This window comes from Streptosporangium sp. NPDC005286, assembly GCF_040607515.1.
Taxonomy (GTDB): domain Bacteria; phylum Actinomycetota; class Actinomycetes; order Streptosporangiales; family Streptosporangiaceae; genus Streptosporangium.
In genome coordinates, this window is sequence record NZ_JBEXGU010000003.1 from 57,567 (window position 1) to 71,188 (window position 13,622).

At 67.3% G+C, this 13,622-nt stretch carries 18 protein-coding genes and 3 tRNA genes; 2 read left to right on the forward strand and 19 right to left on the reverse strand.

All coding sequences use genetic code 11. The features are described 5' to 3' along the window. Positions 1–139: 139 nt before the first annotated feature. From ABZU75_RS02235 to ABZU75_RS02305, 15 genes are all read right to left on the reverse strand, one after another. Positions 140–292, reverse strand: a complete 153-nt coding sequence (locus ABZU75_RS02235) for a hypothetical protein (protein ID WP_355548402.1) — start codon at positions 290–292, stop codon at positions 140–142. A gap of 48 nt (positions 293–340) precedes the next feature. Continuing rightward, positions 341–505, reverse strand: coding sequence for a hypothetical protein (locus ABZU75_RS02240; RefSeq protein ID WP_355548405.1), 165 nt, complete (start codon positions 503–505; stop codon positions 341–343). Between the two features lie 48 nt (positions 506–553). Then, on the reverse strand, positions 554–706 hold the full coding sequence (locus tag ABZU75_RS02245; protein ID WP_355548408.1) for an LxmA leader domain family RiPP: 153 nt from the start codon (positions 704–706) through the stop codon (positions 554–556). Between the two features lie 48 nt (positions 707–754). Next, positions 755–901, reverse strand: coding sequence for a hypothetical protein (locus tag ABZU75_RS02250; protein ID WP_355548411.1), 147 nt, complete (start codon positions 899–901; stop codon positions 755–757). Between the two features lie 50 nt (positions 902–951). Next, entirely contained in the window at positions 952–1,107 is a 156-nt protein-coding gene (locus ABZU75_RS02255; RefSeq protein ID WP_355548414.1) for a hypothetical protein, read from the reverse strand. Positions 1,108–1,157: 50 nt separating this feature from the next. Further along, positions 1,158–1,313 carry a hypothetical protein gene (locus ABZU75_RS02260; protein WP_355548417.1) on the reverse strand — a complete coding sequence of 52 codons (156 nt, stop codon included), beginning with the start codon at positions 1,311–1,313 and terminating at the stop codon, positions 1,158–1,160. A gap of 51 nt (positions 1,314–1,364) precedes the next feature. Then, a complete protein-coding gene (locus ABZU75_RS02265) occupies positions 1,365–1,520 on the reverse strand; it encodes a hypothetical protein (protein ID WP_355548420.1) in 156 nt (51 codons plus the stop codon). A gap of 256 nt (positions 1,521–1,776) precedes the next feature. After that, positions 1,777–1,935, reverse strand: coding sequence for a hypothetical protein (locus ABZU75_RS02270; protein WP_355548423.1), 159 nt, complete (start codon positions 1,933–1,935; stop codon positions 1,777–1,779). A gap of 50 nt (positions 1,936–1,985) precedes the next feature. Beyond that, a complete protein-coding gene (locus tag ABZU75_RS02275; protein ID WP_355548426.1) occupies positions 1,986–2,135 on the reverse strand; it encodes an LxmA leader domain family RiPP in 150 nt (49 codons plus the stop codon). A gap of 25 nt (positions 2,136–2,160) precedes the next feature. Next, positions 2,161–3,111: a T3SS effector HopA1 family protein gene (locus tag ABZU75_RS02280; RefSeq protein ID WP_355548429.1), complete on the reverse strand. Its 951-nt coding sequence runs from the start codon at positions 3,109–3,111 to the stop codon at positions 2,161–2,163. A 2-nt stretch (positions 3,112–3,113) separates the two neighbouring features. Continuing rightward, on the reverse strand, positions 3,114–4,196 hold the full coding sequence (gene lxmK, locus ABZU75_RS02285; protein ID WP_355548432.1) for a class V lanthionine synthetase subunit LxmK: 1,083 nt from the start codon (positions 4,194–4,196) through the stop codon (positions 3,114–3,116). Between the two features lie 827 nt (positions 4,197–5,023). Beyond that, positions 5,024–5,095, reverse strand: a tRNA-Val gene (locus tag ABZU75_RS02290). Positions 5,096–5,112: 17 nt separating this feature from the next. After that, positions 5,113–5,183, reverse strand: a tRNA-Cys gene (locus tag ABZU75_RS02295). A 25-nt stretch (positions 5,184–5,208) separates the two neighbouring features. Further along, positions 5,209–5,280, reverse strand: a tRNA-Gly gene (locus tag ABZU75_RS02300). Positions 5,281–5,393: 113 nt separating this feature from the next. Beyond that, entirely contained in the window at positions 5,394–6,056 is a 663-nt protein-coding gene (locus ABZU75_RS02305) for an amino acid-binding protein (RefSeq protein ID WP_355548435.1), read from the reverse strand. Positions 6,057–6,148: 92 nt separating this feature from the next. Here ABZU75_RS02305 and dusB point away from each other — a divergent pair, with 92 nt between their 5' ends. Then, positions 6,149–7,270, forward strand: a complete 1,122-nt coding sequence (dusB, locus tag ABZU75_RS02310) for a tRNA dihydrouridine synthase DusB (protein ID WP_355548438.1) — start codon at positions 6,149–6,151, stop codon at positions 7,268–7,270. Between the two features lie 317 nt (positions 7,271–7,587). Here dusB and tnpA read toward each other — a convergent pair whose 3' ends face one another. Then, positions 7,588–8,031: an IS200/IS605 family transposase gene (gene tnpA, locus ABZU75_RS02315; RefSeq protein WP_355548657.1), complete on the reverse strand. Its 444-nt coding sequence runs from the start codon at positions 8,029–8,031 to the stop codon at positions 7,588–7,590. Between the two features lie 11 nt (positions 8,032–8,042). Between tnpA and ABZU75_RS02320 the strand changes: the two genes are divergently transcribed. Then, positions 8,043–9,308: a transposase gene (locus tag ABZU75_RS02320; RefSeq protein WP_355548441.1), complete on the forward strand. Its 1,266-nt coding sequence runs from the start codon at positions 8,043–8,045 to the stop codon at positions 9,306–9,308. Between the two features lie 197 nt (positions 9,309–9,505). On the opposite strand, the gene ABZU75_RS02325 is transcribed toward ABZU75_RS02320, so the two are convergent. From ABZU75_RS02325 to ABZU75_RS02335, 3 genes are all read right to left on the reverse strand, one after another. Continuing rightward, a complete protein-coding gene (locus ABZU75_RS02325) occupies positions 9,506–10,024 on the reverse strand; it encodes a DUF2087 domain-containing protein (protein WP_355548444.1) in 519 nt (172 codons plus the stop codon). Between the two features lie 203 nt (positions 10,025–10,227). After that, positions 10,228–10,836, reverse strand: a complete 609-nt coding sequence (locus tag ABZU75_RS02330; RefSeq protein ID WP_355548447.1) for a hypothetical protein — start codon at positions 10,834–10,836, stop codon at positions 10,228–10,230. Positions 10,837–11,030: 194 nt separating this feature from the next. Further along, positions 11,031–13,523: a DUF3516 domain-containing protein gene (locus ABZU75_RS02335; RefSeq protein WP_355548450.1), complete on the reverse strand. Its 2,493-nt coding sequence runs from the start codon at positions 13,521–13,523 to the stop codon at positions 11,031–11,033. Positions 13,524–13,622: the final 99 nt, after the last annotated feature.

A 13,622-nucleotide genomic window follows, 5' to 3' on the forward strand; every position in this document is an offset into this window, starting at 1 on the left:
GGCTTCGGGGGTGTCGGTTTCGGGGGTGGTGGCGATTTCGGCGAGGGTGGTGTAGGTGTTGGCGCCTTCGAGCAGGAGTTCGGTGGTCATGTGTTCTTCCTTTCGGGTGTTGTGTGGTGGGTTTCGAGAGGTCGGAAAGTCAGCAGTTGAAGACGATGGTGAAAGAGACGTCGAGGGTGGCGGTGGTGGTGGTCAGCGAAGCGGCCTCGAGGGCATCGGTTTCGGGGGTGGTGGCGATTTCGGCGAGGGTGGTGTAGGTGTTGGCGCCTTCGAGCAGGAGTTCGGTGGTCATGTGTTTTTCCTTTCGGGGTTTTGTGTTGCGGGTTTGGGGGTCAGGTGGTTAGCACTCGAGGGCGTTGGTGACGGCGATGGAGGTGGCCCAGCCGAGGCTGAGGATGCTTATGGTTGCGGGGCTGATTTCGGGGACGTCGATTTCAGGGCCAGACGCGACCTCGGCGAGGGAGGTGTAGGTGTTGGCGCCTTCGAGTAGGAGTTCGGTGGTCATGTGTTTTTCCTTTCGGGGTTTTGTGTTGTGGGTTTGGGGGTCAGGTGGTTAGCACTCGATGGCGACGGTGAAGGCGATGGCGCCGGGGGTCAGGATGAGCGTGATGGGGGTGGCTTCGGGGGTGTCGGTTTCGGGGGTGGTGGCGATTTCGGCGAGTGAGGTGTAGGCGTTGGCGCCTTCGAGCAGGAGTTCTGCGGACATGTGTTTTCCCTTCGGGGTGTTGTGTTGCGGATTTCGGAGGTCAGGTGATCAGCACTCGAGGTAAAAGGTGAGGGAGATGCTGACGCTGATGGTGGAAGTGGGAATGGCCTCGGGGGTGCTGGTTTCGGAGGCTGTGGCGATTTCGGCGAGTGAGGTGTAGGCGTTGGCGCCTTCGAGCAGGAGTTCTGTGGACATGTGTTTCTCCTTTCGAGATGCCGTGTGATGGGCTTCCTGGTTTCAGAGCATCAGCAGCTGTGTTCGAATGTGGCGATTGTGACGCCGATGCTGAAAAAGATGCTCACAATGGGAGTGGCCTCGGGGGTGTCGGTTTCGGGGGTGGTGGTGACCTCGGTGAGGGAGGTGTAGGCGTCGGCGCCTTGCATGAGGAGTTCGGTGGGCATGTGTTTCTCCTTTTCGCGGTGTTGTGCGGTGGGTGTGCTGGTTCAGGGCGTCAGCAGCTGCCGGCGACTGTGGCGGCGATCGAGTAGCCCAAGGTCAAGGAGATGATGTAGGGGGTGGCCTCGGGGGTGTCGGTTTCGGGGGTGGTGGTGACCTCGGTGAGGGAGGTGTAGGCGTCGGCGCCTTGCATGAGGAGTTCGGTGGGCATGTGTTTCTCCTTTTCGCGGTGTTGTGCGGTGGGTGTGCTGGTTTCAGGGCGTCAGCAGTTGACGACGATGGTGGCGCCGTAGCTCAAGCCGAGGGTGAAGCTGAAGATGACGGGGGTGGCCTCGGGGGTGTCGATTTCGGTGGCTGCGGTGACCTCGGTGAGTGAGGTGTAGGCGTCGGCGCCTTGCATGAGGAGTTCGGCGGTCATGTGTTTTCTCCTTTTGAGGTGTCTTGCGATGGGTTTTGAGAGGTAGGAGAGTCAGCAGCCGAAGACAATGGTGAAAGAAACGGAGAGAGTGGCGGTGCTGGTGGTGATCGAGGCAGCCTCGGGGCGTCGGCTCCGGGGGGCGTCGCGTACACCCTGGCAAGCGAGGTGTACGCGACGGCGCCTTCCGTCAGAAGCTCAGCAGGTATGCGATCTTTCTTTTGAAACGTTGTGCGATGAACTTCCCGGTTTCAAAACGTCAGCAGCCGCCGCCGAGTGTGAGTGCGACGCTGACGCTGACGCCAATGCTGAAGGAGACGGCGGGGGTGATCTCGGGGATGTCGGTTTCGGGGGTGGTGGCGACTTCGGTGAGGGAGGTGTAGGCGTTGGCGCCTTGCATGAGGAGTTCGGTGGGCATGTGTTTCTCCTTTCGCGATGTTGTGCGGTGGGTGTGCTGGTTTCAGGGCGTCAGCAGCCGAGGTAGACGGTGACGTTGATGAGGGTGATGGTCATGCTGACGATCGGGGTGGCCTCAGGAGCGTCGGTTTCGGGGCCCGCCGCGACCTCGGCGAGTGAGGTGTAGGCCTCGGCACCCTCCATCAGGAACTCGGTGGGCATGTGTTCACCTCCTCCGGTACCTCTCTCAAGATCCGGACCCGGGTTCGGGGTCGGTGGTCTCGAAGGGGAGCGTCGGTGAGTCGAGGTTGCGGTGGACCGCGTCGGGGACGATCCCGGCGGCCCGCAGTGCCTCGGCGACCGCCTGGTCCCGGTCGCCGCCGTGCTCGGCGTGCGCCAGCAGGCCGGCGGTGACGGCCTGGGAGCGGTGCTCGCCGAAGCTCAGGCCGCGCATCCCGGGCCGGGAGTCCTGCGGCTCCCAGGCCCAGCCGATGCCGCGATCCAGCTCGGCGACATAGCTGGACATGTCCTGTCGGAGCCCGCCGGCCGCGGAGGCCGCCCGGGCGATCTCCGGTACGGCATGCCAGGAACGTGACCCCAGGTAGACCACGATGGCGTCGCGACGCGGATAGAGGTCGCGAGCGGAGAGCACCTTGGCCCGATAGGGAACCTGAAGCTCCTCCAGCCGTCCGATCACCGCGCCCCACAACCCGGGGGCCGCGTCGGCCGCGTCGGCTCCGACGTACAGCCGCACGCACGCGCCCTGCTCGATGTCGTGCCCCAGCGAGCCGTTGACGAGTAGAAAGCCGGGCGACAGCGCCGGCAGGACGGCCGGCAGACTGACCCATCGCGACGGCCCGCCGGGCGTCTCGACCTCGGCGCCGAGTTGCGGCTCAGGGATCAGCACACGCACGCCGTGCAGGCGGACGACGGCGGGCGAGCCGGGCTCCATCGGGGCCAGGACAGGGGAGACACGGTGCGGAACCATCGCGCGCAGAGCCTGCTCGAAGCCGGAGTCACGCAGCGACTTGGGACGCGGCCCCTCCCTGAGCTCCCGGCCGGCGTGGAACACGTCGTACAGCGCGTCCGCCAGCGCACCGCGCAACGCCTTGGGACTGCCGGCGGTGACCTCGCGATCGTCCACCGTGGCGGACATCAGATCCGCGCTGATCTGCACCCGGTCGAGTGACTGCTTCACCTTCAACCTCCAATGCCCAACGTGGTGGTGAAGTCGGCGGGACTGAGCAGGACCTTGCGCCCGACGCCCGCCGCCGCACGTTGCAGGGGCGTCAACCGCGGGCGCTGGAGGCCGGCGGCGAGGAGCCGGTCGAACATGTGCCAGCCGGCGAAGGCCGCTGCCCTGACCGCCAGCTCCTGGTCGGCGCGGGCCGCCGGCCTGGCATCGAGATAGCCCGACCAGAACGACTCGATGTACGGCCGCAGGGTCTCGAACCGCCGGGCGCCGTTGGCCACGACCTCCCGGTCGCTCACGGCGTCCTCATGGGTGGCCATGCCGAGCACGCCACGGAAGAGCCATTCACCGACGAAGGCGCCCACGTCCCGCGCGGGGTCGGCCACTCTGGCCTCCTCCCAGTCGGCCAGATACAGCGTGCCTTCGTGGTACAGGAACTGGTCGATCCGGAGGTCACCGTGGACCAGGACGCGGGAACTGCCTTTCTCCCACTGGGAAAGGTTCCTGATCGCCTCGACGACCACGGGATCGTTGTGCAGGATCCCCCACCCTTCCAGTTCCGCCCCGCTCGCGGCCGCGTAGACCTCCAGCGGGATAGCGGACAGGCCGCCGAGCGGCGGGAGCGGCGGTTCCGAGGTGTCCTCGGCCACGGGGCCCGGCGCCTGGAGGGTGTGGAGCGTTCCGATCTGGATCCCCGCCGAGTTGGCGAGTTCCCAGGTGAAGCCGTCTTCGGTGGCGAGGTCGGCTCCGCTGGTGGCACCCTCAAGCAGGGTGAAGGCCACCAGGCCGGACTCGCCGTCGCCGCCCAGGAAACGGGGAGCGTTGATCACCGCATGCGCGTCGAGCAGCACGCCCATCGCGCTGATCCGGTCCACCTGCCGGCGGACCATGTCCGCCGGCCCGTTGACCCGCTTGACGAAGACCGGAAGTCCCGTACTGGTCACGCCGGCCCAGATGTCGTTGCGACCGAGGAACGTGGAGACCGCGTCCTGCCGCAGGGTCCCCAGATCGAGCCTCGTGAGGAACTCCGCGACCTCGGGAACCTGGTCGAGCGGCACCGGGGCCAGCTTCGGCCGTTCACGCACCGTCATCGTCGGCCTCGAAACCTGAGGCGTGGCGCGGCCCGGTGCCGGTGATCTTATCGGCGGCCAGATGGAGGCCGCCCTCTTTGTCGCAGTGTCTCCTGCGCATGATTCTGTCTCCCCGTAAGTGGAACGGACATCTGGACGCGACCACGTTCGTCGGGATGACGGCGAAGATCCGTTCCGGACTCGTCCTCGGTCTTCGTGGTCAACTCGGGGTGAGCGTGTCCTTATCGCCTTGAAAGTGACTTGTGGGCGACTGCATCGGCATGTCAACTGGCATGAAGATTCCCAGGTAAGCGGGCATGGCGCTGTTGACCGGTGCCATCGGTAAGGTGCGCGTCGCCTCCGGTGGGCGGCCGGAGGTCCCCGCTGCCGGGGGACTCTCAGAGCCTGCTGAGGCGTCCACTCGCCCGTGTCCAGGCTGACGCCGCGGGCTGACGCATGCGGGCCGAGGGACGCGGGCTGAGGGACGCGGAAGGACTCGCTTTCGGCGAGCACGCCGGTGCCGTGGCGCAAAAGCCGATCACGTGGACGGTCACAGTGCGTGAGCGGTGAGGAGGAGATCGGCCGATCGGGTCAGGGACATCTCAGCGATCGAACCGGGGCGAGAAGCGACTTCGCCGTCTCGGTTGCGGGCCGTGCCCTCCGGTGTGGCGCGGGCCGAGGTCGCCGCACTGCTCGTCGAGCACGGACGCTTCACCGGGCATGACCGGGGAGCGTCCGTGGGGGCGCGGCGACTGGATCTGGCCTTCGCCGCTGAGGGCAGGGCGGCCTGGTCGCTCGGAGAATCAAAAAGGCCGTTTCCCGCTGGGGGAAACGGCCTTTGATGTGGGTGGACGATACAGGGATTGAACCTGTGACCTCTTCCGTGTCAGGGAAGCGCTCTCCCGCTGAGCTAATCGTCCGCATGGGGAAGGACCAGAGGTGGAGACGGGATTTGAACCCGTGTAGACGGCTTTGCAGGCCGTTGCCTCGCCTCTCGGCCACTCCACCGGAGTGAGAGCCCGAAGACCCTTCGAGCGGAAGACGGGATTCGAACCCGCGACCCTCACCTTGGCAAGGTGATGCTCTACCACTGAGCCACTTCCGCGTGTTTCCTCCGGGTTTCGCTCCCGGTGGCGACGAGAGAACTCTAGCGGGTTTTCCGCGCGGTTGCGTAACCGTGCGTTCAGCCGCCCGTCCGGTGCCCGTAGGGCGGGCGGCTCAGCCGGTCTGGCCGGTCTGGTGGCGCAACTGACGGACGACGGCGCGTTCCACCGCGGGCAGGGTGAGGAAGATCTCCAGGATGCGGGTGAGGCGGTGCACCTCGATGCGGTGGAAGGCGGGGCCGTCGGCGCGGGCCAGCAGGAAGGTCAGGGCCAGCGGGGGCAGCGGGGCGGCGATCACGTGCAGGCCGGAGTCGAGGGTGAAGGAGGTCGGGCGGGCGGGGGTCTCGGTGGGGAAGGGGACCTGCTCGGGAGCCCGCCAGCTGGAGTGGACGGTCACGCGAGGGATCTTCTCGGTCGCCGCCGCGGCCCAGTCGGCGCTGAACAGCACGGGCATGGAGTCGATCAGGGTGGCCAGCGCCCGATCGCCGGCCGTGGTGATGTATTTGAGGATCTCCAGCTCCGGGTAGGTGCCCGGTGCCTCGCGCGTGCTCCAGACACCCTCGATCGTCACCCCCGGCACGCTCTCCAACCCCTCGACCAGGGTTTCCCTGGGGGCGGAGTCGGGCCAGTAGACGGTGATGTCGTCCAGCGCCCGGCCCTCGCCGCGCTCCAGGACGACCACCTGGGTGATGTCCGCGCCCGCGACGCCGAGGACGCGGGTGACCTTCCCCAGGGAGCCCGGCCGGTCGGGCAGTGCGATCCGCAGTCGCAGCAGCATCCGCGGCCTCCCATGTCACGTCGGGTTACACCAGGTACACCATATCCAGCGGATGATTCGTCCCGCTCGTCGCGGTGCGGTAGAAAAGCCAGGTGGAGTCGTTGAAACTGGGATCGCTGGAGGTGTGGCCGCCGGTCGTCCTCGCCCCGATGGCCGGGATAACCAACACGGCGTTCCGTGCCCTCTGCCGGGAACAGGGCGGCGGTCTGTTCGTCTGCGAAATGATCACGACGCGGGCGCTGGTGGAGCGTAGCCCGAAGACGTTGAAGATGATCCGGTTCGAGCCCGACGAGCGTCCCCGCAGCCTCCAGCTCTACGGGATCGACCCGGTGACGGTCGGCAGGGCCGTCCGCATGATCGCCGAGGAGGACCTGGCCGATCACGTCGATCTCAACTTCGGCTGCCCGGTGCCCAAGGTGACCCGCAAGGGCGGCGGCTCCGCCCTGCCGTACAAGCGGAACCTGCTCCGGGCGATCCTGCGTGAGGCGGTGCGCAACGCCGGGACGCTGCCGGTGACCATGAAGATGCGCAAGGGCATCGACGACGACCACCTGACCTATCTGGACGCCGGGCGGATCGCCGTGGAGGAGGGCGTCTCCGCGATCGCGCTGCACGGCCGCACCGCGATCCAGCACTACGGCGGAACCGCCGACTGGGAGGCGATCGCGCGGCTCAAGGAGAGCGTGCCGGAGATCCCGGTGCTCGGCAACGGCGACATCTGGAGCGCCGACGACGCGCGCCGCATGATGGACGAGACCGGGTGCGACGGCGTCGTCGTCGGCCGGGGATGCCTGGGGCGCCCGTGGCTCTTCGCCGACCTGGCGGCCATGTGCGAGGGCGGCGGCGAGCGGCGCCGTCCCCGGCTGGGCGAGGTCGCCGCGACCATGGACCGGCACGCCACCCTGCTGACCGAGTGCTTCGAGAGCGAGCCGCACGCCGTGGCCGACTTCCGCAAGCACGTCGGCTGGTATCTCAAGGGTTTCACCGTCGGCTCCGCCCTCCGTCGCCGCCTGGCCACCTCCGAGACCCTGGCCGGCCTGCGGGAGGGGCTCGCCGAACTCGACGCCGACCAGTCCTGGCCCGAGGGGGTGGACGTCCCCCGGGGCAAGACCAATCCGCGCGACCGCGTTCACCTGCCCGCCGGCTGGCTCGACGACCCGTACGACCTCGCGGTCCCCTGCCTCGACGCCGAGACCGACACCTCGGGCGGCTGACGGCCACCTCGGGCGGCCGGTGCGGTCCTGGCTCCCTCCGCCCTGGCGATTCGCCCCGGTTCTGCTCGTTCCCGCTCAGGCCGTTCGCTCACGGACATCCAGACCCCGGCCGTTCCTCTCGTACGTTTCTCTCGGGCCGGTGCGTCTCGCGCAACGGGTGTGACACGAATGTGACCACGTCCTGACGGACGGCTGTCAGTGATCTATTGAACTGTGGGCCAGTGCTCCGGCGTTCACTCCGAGGGTGAAGGCCCACGCGGGAGGGCCCGCCAGGGCGCGAGCCTGTCCTGGCCTTCCGTGCCCATGAGCAGGCCGGCTCACACGGGTCTTTTCTGCTGTTCGATGTAGTGCTTGAGGACCGTGAGCGGTGTGCCGCCCACGCTTGCGGCGACGTAGGAGCCGGACCAGAAATGCCCGCCCCACAGGAGGCGGCGGACGTGAGCGCCGTACTCCTTGCCGAGCATCCGCGCCGAGACGCCCTTCAATGAGCCGGCGAGCTTGGACAGAGCGACCTTTGGCGGGTAGTGGACCAGCGGGTGGACGTGGTCGTGGTCGCCGTTGAGCTCGCGAAGTTCGACCTCGAAGTCGGCGCGAACCTCGCCCATGAGTTCCTCACAGCGGACCGGCATCGGGTCGGTGAACCCCCCACGCCGGTACTTCGTCACGAGCACCAAGTGCGCATGAAGGTTGTGAACAACATGGCGTCCGGTGCGTACATCGGCGGGATTTGGATTCCACCGCGGTGACGTAAACCAAACGATACGATCACGGTATGGAGTTGGTGAGGCAGGTTCGTGCGCACGTGGCGCGACTCGACCTCGGCGCAGGCCAGGTGGCCGTGCTGGACGCTCAGGCGCACACCGCCCGCGCGCTGTGGAACCTGCTGCACGAGTACTTCACCTTCCGCCAGGGCCGGTTCGCGACGTTGAAGGACTGCGACGCGGCGATCCGCACAGCCCGCCACGAGATCGACTGGATGAGACAACTACCCGCCCAGGCGGCACAAGCAGTGCTGAGAACGTATCGGCAGGCGTGGGCGAATTTCTTCAACCCCGACCATCCGGCCAAGCGGCCCACGTTCAAGGGCCGCCTGCGGACCCGGTTGGCCGTGGACGTCCCCCAAGCCCGCGATCTGCAGATCAAGCGGATCAACCGGCGCTGGGGCGCGATCAATCTCCCCAAGGTCGGGCGGGTGCGGTTTCGGTGGACCAAGGACCTGCCCGGCCTCACCAAGGGCGGCCCTGCCGGGCGGATCACCGGAGCTCGCCTGGTCAAAGAAGCCGACGGCTGGCACATCGTGTTCCGGACCGAACGCCAGGTGCCTGCCCCGGTCTGCCACCCTGGCCCGCAGGTCGGGATCGACCGGGGAATCAACGTCGCCCTGGCCCTGTCGGACACCACCATGCGTGAGCACGGGCCCTGGCTCACCAGCGGCGAGAAGGAACACCTGCGCCGCTTGGAGAAGAAGTCCGCACGCCAGCGCCGCACACGCACTTTCGGCCGGCCCACGTCCAAACGGCTGACCTGCACCTACGACCAGATCGCCAGGGCCCGCGCGACAGCCAAGCGCCGAGCCGTGGACTGGCAGCACCAGACCACCACCGAACTCGCCGACACCTTCAGCGTGATCAAGGTGGAAGACCTGAAGATTACGAACATGCTCCGCTCTGCCAAGGGCACAGTCGAGAACCCCGGCGTGAACGTCGCACAAAAGGCCGGACTGAACCGCTCGATCGCCGGGGAGGCCTGGGCTCGCACGGTCACCCTGCTGGAGTACAAAACCCGTGATCGCGGCGGGATGGTGGTGAAGGTGCCCGCCCCGGGCACGTCGCAGACCTGCCACCAGTGCGGGCACCGCGACCCGGCCAGCCGCGTCAAAGCCGTGTTCACCTGCACAAGCCCCGCGTGCGGATGGGGCGGGCATGCCGACACCAACGCCGCGATCAATATCAACAACGCCGACGGAACAGCGGTGTCAGGACGTGGAGACCTCGGGGTTACCCGGTCTGTGAAGCGTCAACCCCCGCGCGCCGCTTAACCGCGACGCGACGGGAGAACCTCCGGCCCCCAAGCCGGGGAGGAGTTCAAGACAACCACACGCAGGTGGTCGCCACCACCGGCTCCGGAGTGAGGCCGGTCGCCGACCTCAGGGGCAAGCGGGTCTCCACCGCGACCACGCGCGGAAGACCGAGCCGGTGCCCCTGCACGACGGCGCGAGGAAGTACTACGGCTGATTCAGGCCTCGACGGAGCCGCCGCTGCGCCAGTAGACGTTGTTCTCCCTGCTGAGCATGCCCTCGTCGACCAGGTAACGGCGCAGCGCCGCGTAGTCGTCGTGGAAGGCGCGCAGCGCGACGTTGACCTCCTTCTCCGGGTAGCGGTTCCCCGGCTCGAAGACCTGGGCCACGTAGTCGAGCACGACCAACTGCTTGTCCCGCTTGCTGGGGATCGCCCGCAGCCGCCCCTCGACGAGGAAGGAGCGCAGCACCTTCTCCTCGGGAGAGACCGGGGGCGCGGGCTTGGCCGTGGTGTGCAGCAGCTCGCGGAACCGCTCGCGCCGCACCTGCCACTCGCCGCCCTCCCCCCGCACGGCGAGCCCGCCGCGTTCCAGGCGGTCCAGCGCGCGCCTGACCGCCTCCCTGTCGAGGCCGGACTCCTCCTCGGGCTTGCCGCCCAGTGCCAGAGTCGCCAGCACCCGCAGCGTGTCCTCCTGGTAGAGCAGGCCGAGCACCTGCCTGATCGCTTCGTCGCTCATCCCGCCATTCTCGTCGGTCGAGCCTGATGTTTCCGCGTTCACGAACAGCCGGAGAGCGATGTTCCGGCCGTTCCCCTTCCGCGCCGAAGGGGAACGGCCGGAACATCGCGAAGCCGCTGGAGGTCTCGCCGGGCACGCTCTACAACCAGAGGCTCCTCACACCGGCCCGCCTTCCTCCAGGTAGGCGGGCCGTGCTCAGATCGTCACTCCGGGACGCAGAGAACGCGGATCATGATGTTGAGCAGCCTGTCAGTGGGATTCTTGGCCTTGACCTCGTAGCTTCGGGACGTTTCCTGGGTGAACACCAGGCTTGCCTTGGACACGATGACATCCGGCACGATCGTCCGGTTCGCAAGGTCAAAGATCTCGTAGCCCCCGCTCACCGCGATCTGCCCGCTGAGACACTTGCCAACGTAGGAGCCCTCGGTGTGCGGCTGAATGAGCGTGCTCAGGCCGCCCTGGAACTGTCCGTCAAACGGGTTCGGTCCCTCAGGTCCCGCCGGACCTGCCGGTCCCGTGGATCCTGCCGGTCCCGTGGGACCCATCTGGTTCCACGTGATGACCTTCTCCCCGGCCAGGCACCCTCCCTGCCCGGGCTCACCGGTAGGCGCCAGCTCCGTCTGCGCCGTCGAGGTCGGCGAGGGGAAGGGTGTGGGCTGCGTGGTGGTGGGAACGCGTAGCGTGCCGCTCGCCGTAACGCACGCCGTGATCACATCGCTGGAGGCCACCACCCCGGCGACCGCCACACCCGAACCTCCCACGATCAGTCCCGCCAGCGCCCCGACCGCCAGCATCGTCTTCTTGCCGTTCATCGTGCCCCTTGCTCATCGGACGACGACCCCACGCCGTCGTAACCCCCCAAATCTTCTGCATGGCATTGGTAACAGACTTGGAAGCCACTGGTGAGAGGTCACGGAGAAGCTGCGAGCCGGCGCCGATTCGGGGGGGCCGGAACGCGGCCGCCCCCCGAACGAGTACGGCGGGCAGCGGGCCGGAATCGGGGGTGTCAGAGGCGGTTCAGGCCGATGACGTGGACCACGGCGCGGCCCTCCTCGTCGGAGGCGGCCAGGTCGACCTGGGCGTCGATGCCCCAGTCGCCGTCGCCGGCCGGGTCGGAGACGACCTGGCGGACCCGCCAGAACTCCTTCTCCTCCTCGATGCGGAGCAGGCCGGGGCCCCGGGCGTCCGGGCCGGTGCCGATCTCCTCGTGGTCCTCGTAGTAGGCGTCGAGCGCGGCGCCCCAGTCGACGTCGGGGGCCAGTTGCTCCAGCTCCTGCTCGTTCTCCAGAGCGGCCAGTTCGATCAGGCGGAACATCGCGTTGCGGACCAGCACGCGGAACGCGCGGGTGTTGGCGGTGACCGGCTTGGTGCTCTCCTCCAGGGAGGGCGCCTCCAGTTCCCCGGTCGGATTCTGCAGCTGCTCCCACTCGTCCAGAAGGCTGGAGTCGACCTGCCGGACCAGTTCGCCGAGCCACTCGATGAGGTCGACCAGGTCCTCGGTCTTGAGGTGCTCGGGGATGGTCCGCGACAGGGTGCGGTAGGCGTCGGCGAGATAGCGAAGGACCGTGCCCTCGGACCGGGTCAGCTCGTAGAACTGCACGTAGTCGGCGAAGGTCATCGCCCGCTCGTACATGTCGCGGATGACGCTCTTGGGACTCACCGTGTAGTCGCCCACCCAGGGGTGGCCGCGCCGGTAGGTCTCGTACGCGCCCAGCAGCATGTCGGCCAGCGGCATCGGATAGGTCACTTCGTTGAGGAGCTCCATCCGCTCCTCGTACTCGATGCCGTCGGCCTTCATCTGCGCCACCGCCTCGCCGCGCGCCTTGTTGAGCTGCGCGGACAGGATCTGGCGGGGGTCGTCGAGAATCGATTCGATGATCGAGACCATGTCCAGGGCGTAGTTCGGCGCCTGGATGTCGAGCAGTTCGAGGGTGGCCAGCGCGAAGGTGGAGAGCGCCTGGTTCAGCGCGAAGTCCTCCTGCAGGTCAACGGTCAGGCGGGCCATCCGGCCGTGCTCGTCGGGCTCGTCCAGCTTCTCCACCACGCCGCCGGCCAGCAGCGACCGGTAGATCGCGATGGCCTGGCTGATGTGCCGCCGCTGCCACTTGCGGTCCTCGTGGTTGTCGGTGAGCAGGTGGCGCATGGCCGCGTAGCAGTCGCCGGGCCGGTTGATCACCGCGAGGAGCATGGCGTTGCTGACCTTGAACCGGGAGTTCAGCGGCTCCGGTTCGGCGCTCTGCAGCTTCTCGAAGGTCTCCTCGCTCCAGCCCACGAAGCCCTCCGGGGGCTTCTTGCGGGCGAACCCGCGCCGCCTCTTGGGGTCGTCGCCGATCTTGGCCAGTGCCTTCTCGTTCTCCACCACGTGGTCGGGGGCCTGGCAGACGACGTAGCCGATGGTGTCGAATCCGGCCCGCCCGGCCCGCCCGGCGATCTGGTGGAACTCGCGGGCGCGCAGCCGCCGCACCTTGTTGCCGTCGTACTTCGACAGCGCGGTGAAGAGCACGGTCCTGATCGGGACGTTGACGCCGACGCCGAGCGTGTCGGTGCCGCAGATGACTTTCAGCAGGCCCGCCTGGGCGAGCCGCTCCACCAGGCGGCGGTACTTCGGGAGCATCCCGGCGTGGTGTACGCCGATGCCGTGCCGCACCAGGCGGGAGAGCGCCTTGCCGAACCGGGTGGTGAACCGGAAGTTGCCGATCATGGAGGCGATCGCCTCCTTCTCGGCCTTGGTCGACATGTTGATGCTCATCAGCGCCTGTGCCCGCTCCATGGCCGAGGCCTGGGTGAAGTGGACGACGTAGACCGGGTACTGGTTGGTGGTGAGCATCTCCTCCAGCGTCTCGTGGAGGGGGGTCATCCGGTAGGAGTAGACCAGCGGGACCGGGCGCTCGGTGTTCTTCACCACCGCGGTGGGCCTGCCGGTTCGCCGGGTGAGGTCCTCCTCGAACCTGGTGACGTCGCCCAGTGTCGCCGACATCAGGATGAACTGAACGTTCGGCAGCTCCAGGAGTGGCACCTGCCAGGCCCAACCGCGGTCGGGCTCGGAGTAGAAGTGGAACTCGTCCATCACCACCTGGCCGATGTCGGCCTGGGCGCCGTCGCGCAGCGCGACGTTGGCGAGGATCTCCGCGGTGCAGCAGATGATCGGCGCCCCGGGGTTCACGCTCGCGTCGCCGGTCATCATCCCGACGTTCTCGGTGCCGAAGACCTCGCACAGGTCGAAGAACTTCTCGGACACCAGTGCCTTGATCGGGGCGGTGTAGAAGGTGCGGACGTCCTTGGTCAGCGCGGTGAAGTGGGCTCCGGCGGCGACCAGGCTCTTGCCCGAGCCGGTTGGGGTGGCCAGGATCAGGTTGTTTCCCGAGACCACCTCAATCAGCGCCTCCTCCTGCGCGGGGTAGAGGGTCAGCCCTCGCTCGGAGTTCCATTCGACGAAGGCGTCGAAGATGGCATCGGGATCGGCGTCGATCTCTTCTGGCAGGCGGTCTACAAGGCTCACAGTCCAATACTGCCGAAGAACTTGTGGTGGTCGAACCGGCTGCGGCAATGGATGACATTACATTTCGCGTAAAGTGTGTAACATTATGTAGTTATGATC

Bases quoted from the DNA above. Each gene is read 5' to 3' on its own strand.
- ABZU75_RS02250 (WP_355548411.1), bottom strand. From the start codon at position 901: ATGTCCACAGAACTCCTGCTCGAAGGCGCCAACGCCTACACCTCACTC.
- ABZU75_RS02325 (WP_355548444.1), bottom strand. From the start codon at position 10,024: ATGAGCGACGAAGCGATCAGGCAGGTGCTCGGCCTGCTCTACCAGGAG.
- ABZU75_RS02260 (WP_355548417.1), bottom strand. From the start codon at position 1,313: ATGCCCACCGAACTCCTCATGCAAGGCGCCGACGCCTACACCTCCCTC.
- ABZU75_RS02305 (WP_355548435.1), bottom strand. From the start codon at position 6,056: ATGCTGCTGCGACTGCGGATCGCACTGCCCGACCGGCCGGGCTCCCTG.
- lxmK (WP_355548432.1), bottom strand. From the start codon at position 4,196: ATGACGGTGCGTGAACGGCCGAAGCTGGCCCCGGTGCCGCTCGACCAG.
- ABZU75_RS02330 (WP_355548447.1), bottom strand. From the start codon at position 10,836: ATGAACGGCAAGAAGACGATGCTGGCGGTCGGGGCGCTGGCGGGACTG.
- ABZU75_RS02240 (WP_355548405.1), bottom strand. From the start codon at position 505: ATGACCACCGAACTCCTACTCGAAGGCGCCAACACCTACACCTCCCTC.
- ABZU75_RS02265 (WP_355548420.1), bottom strand. From the start codon at position 1,520: ATGACCGCCGAACTCCTCATGCAAGGCGCCGACGCCTACACCTCACTC.
- ABZU75_RS02245 (WP_355548408.1), bottom strand. From the start codon at position 706: ATGTCCGCAGAACTCCTGCTCGAAGGCGCCAACGCCTACACCTCACTC.
- ABZU75_RS02255 (WP_355548414.1), bottom strand. From the start codon at position 1,107: ATGCCCACCGAACTCCTCATGCAAGGCGCCGACGCCTACACCTCCCTC.
- ABZU75_RS02275 (WP_355548426.1), bottom strand. From the start codon at position 2,135: ATGCCCACCGAGTTCCTGATGGAGGGTGCCGAGGCCTACACCTCACTC.
- ABZU75_RS02270 (WP_355548423.1), bottom strand. From the start codon at position 1,935: ATGCCCACCGAACTCCTCATGCAAGGCGCCAACGCCTACACCTCCCTC.
- ABZU75_RS02320 (WP_355548441.1), top strand. From the start codon at position 8,043: ATGGAGTTGGTGAGGCAGGTTCGTGCGCACGTGGCGCGACTCGACCTC.
- ABZU75_RS02235 (WP_355548402.1), bottom strand. From the start codon at position 292: ATGACCACCGAACTCCTGCTCGAAGGCGCCAACACCTACACCACCCTC.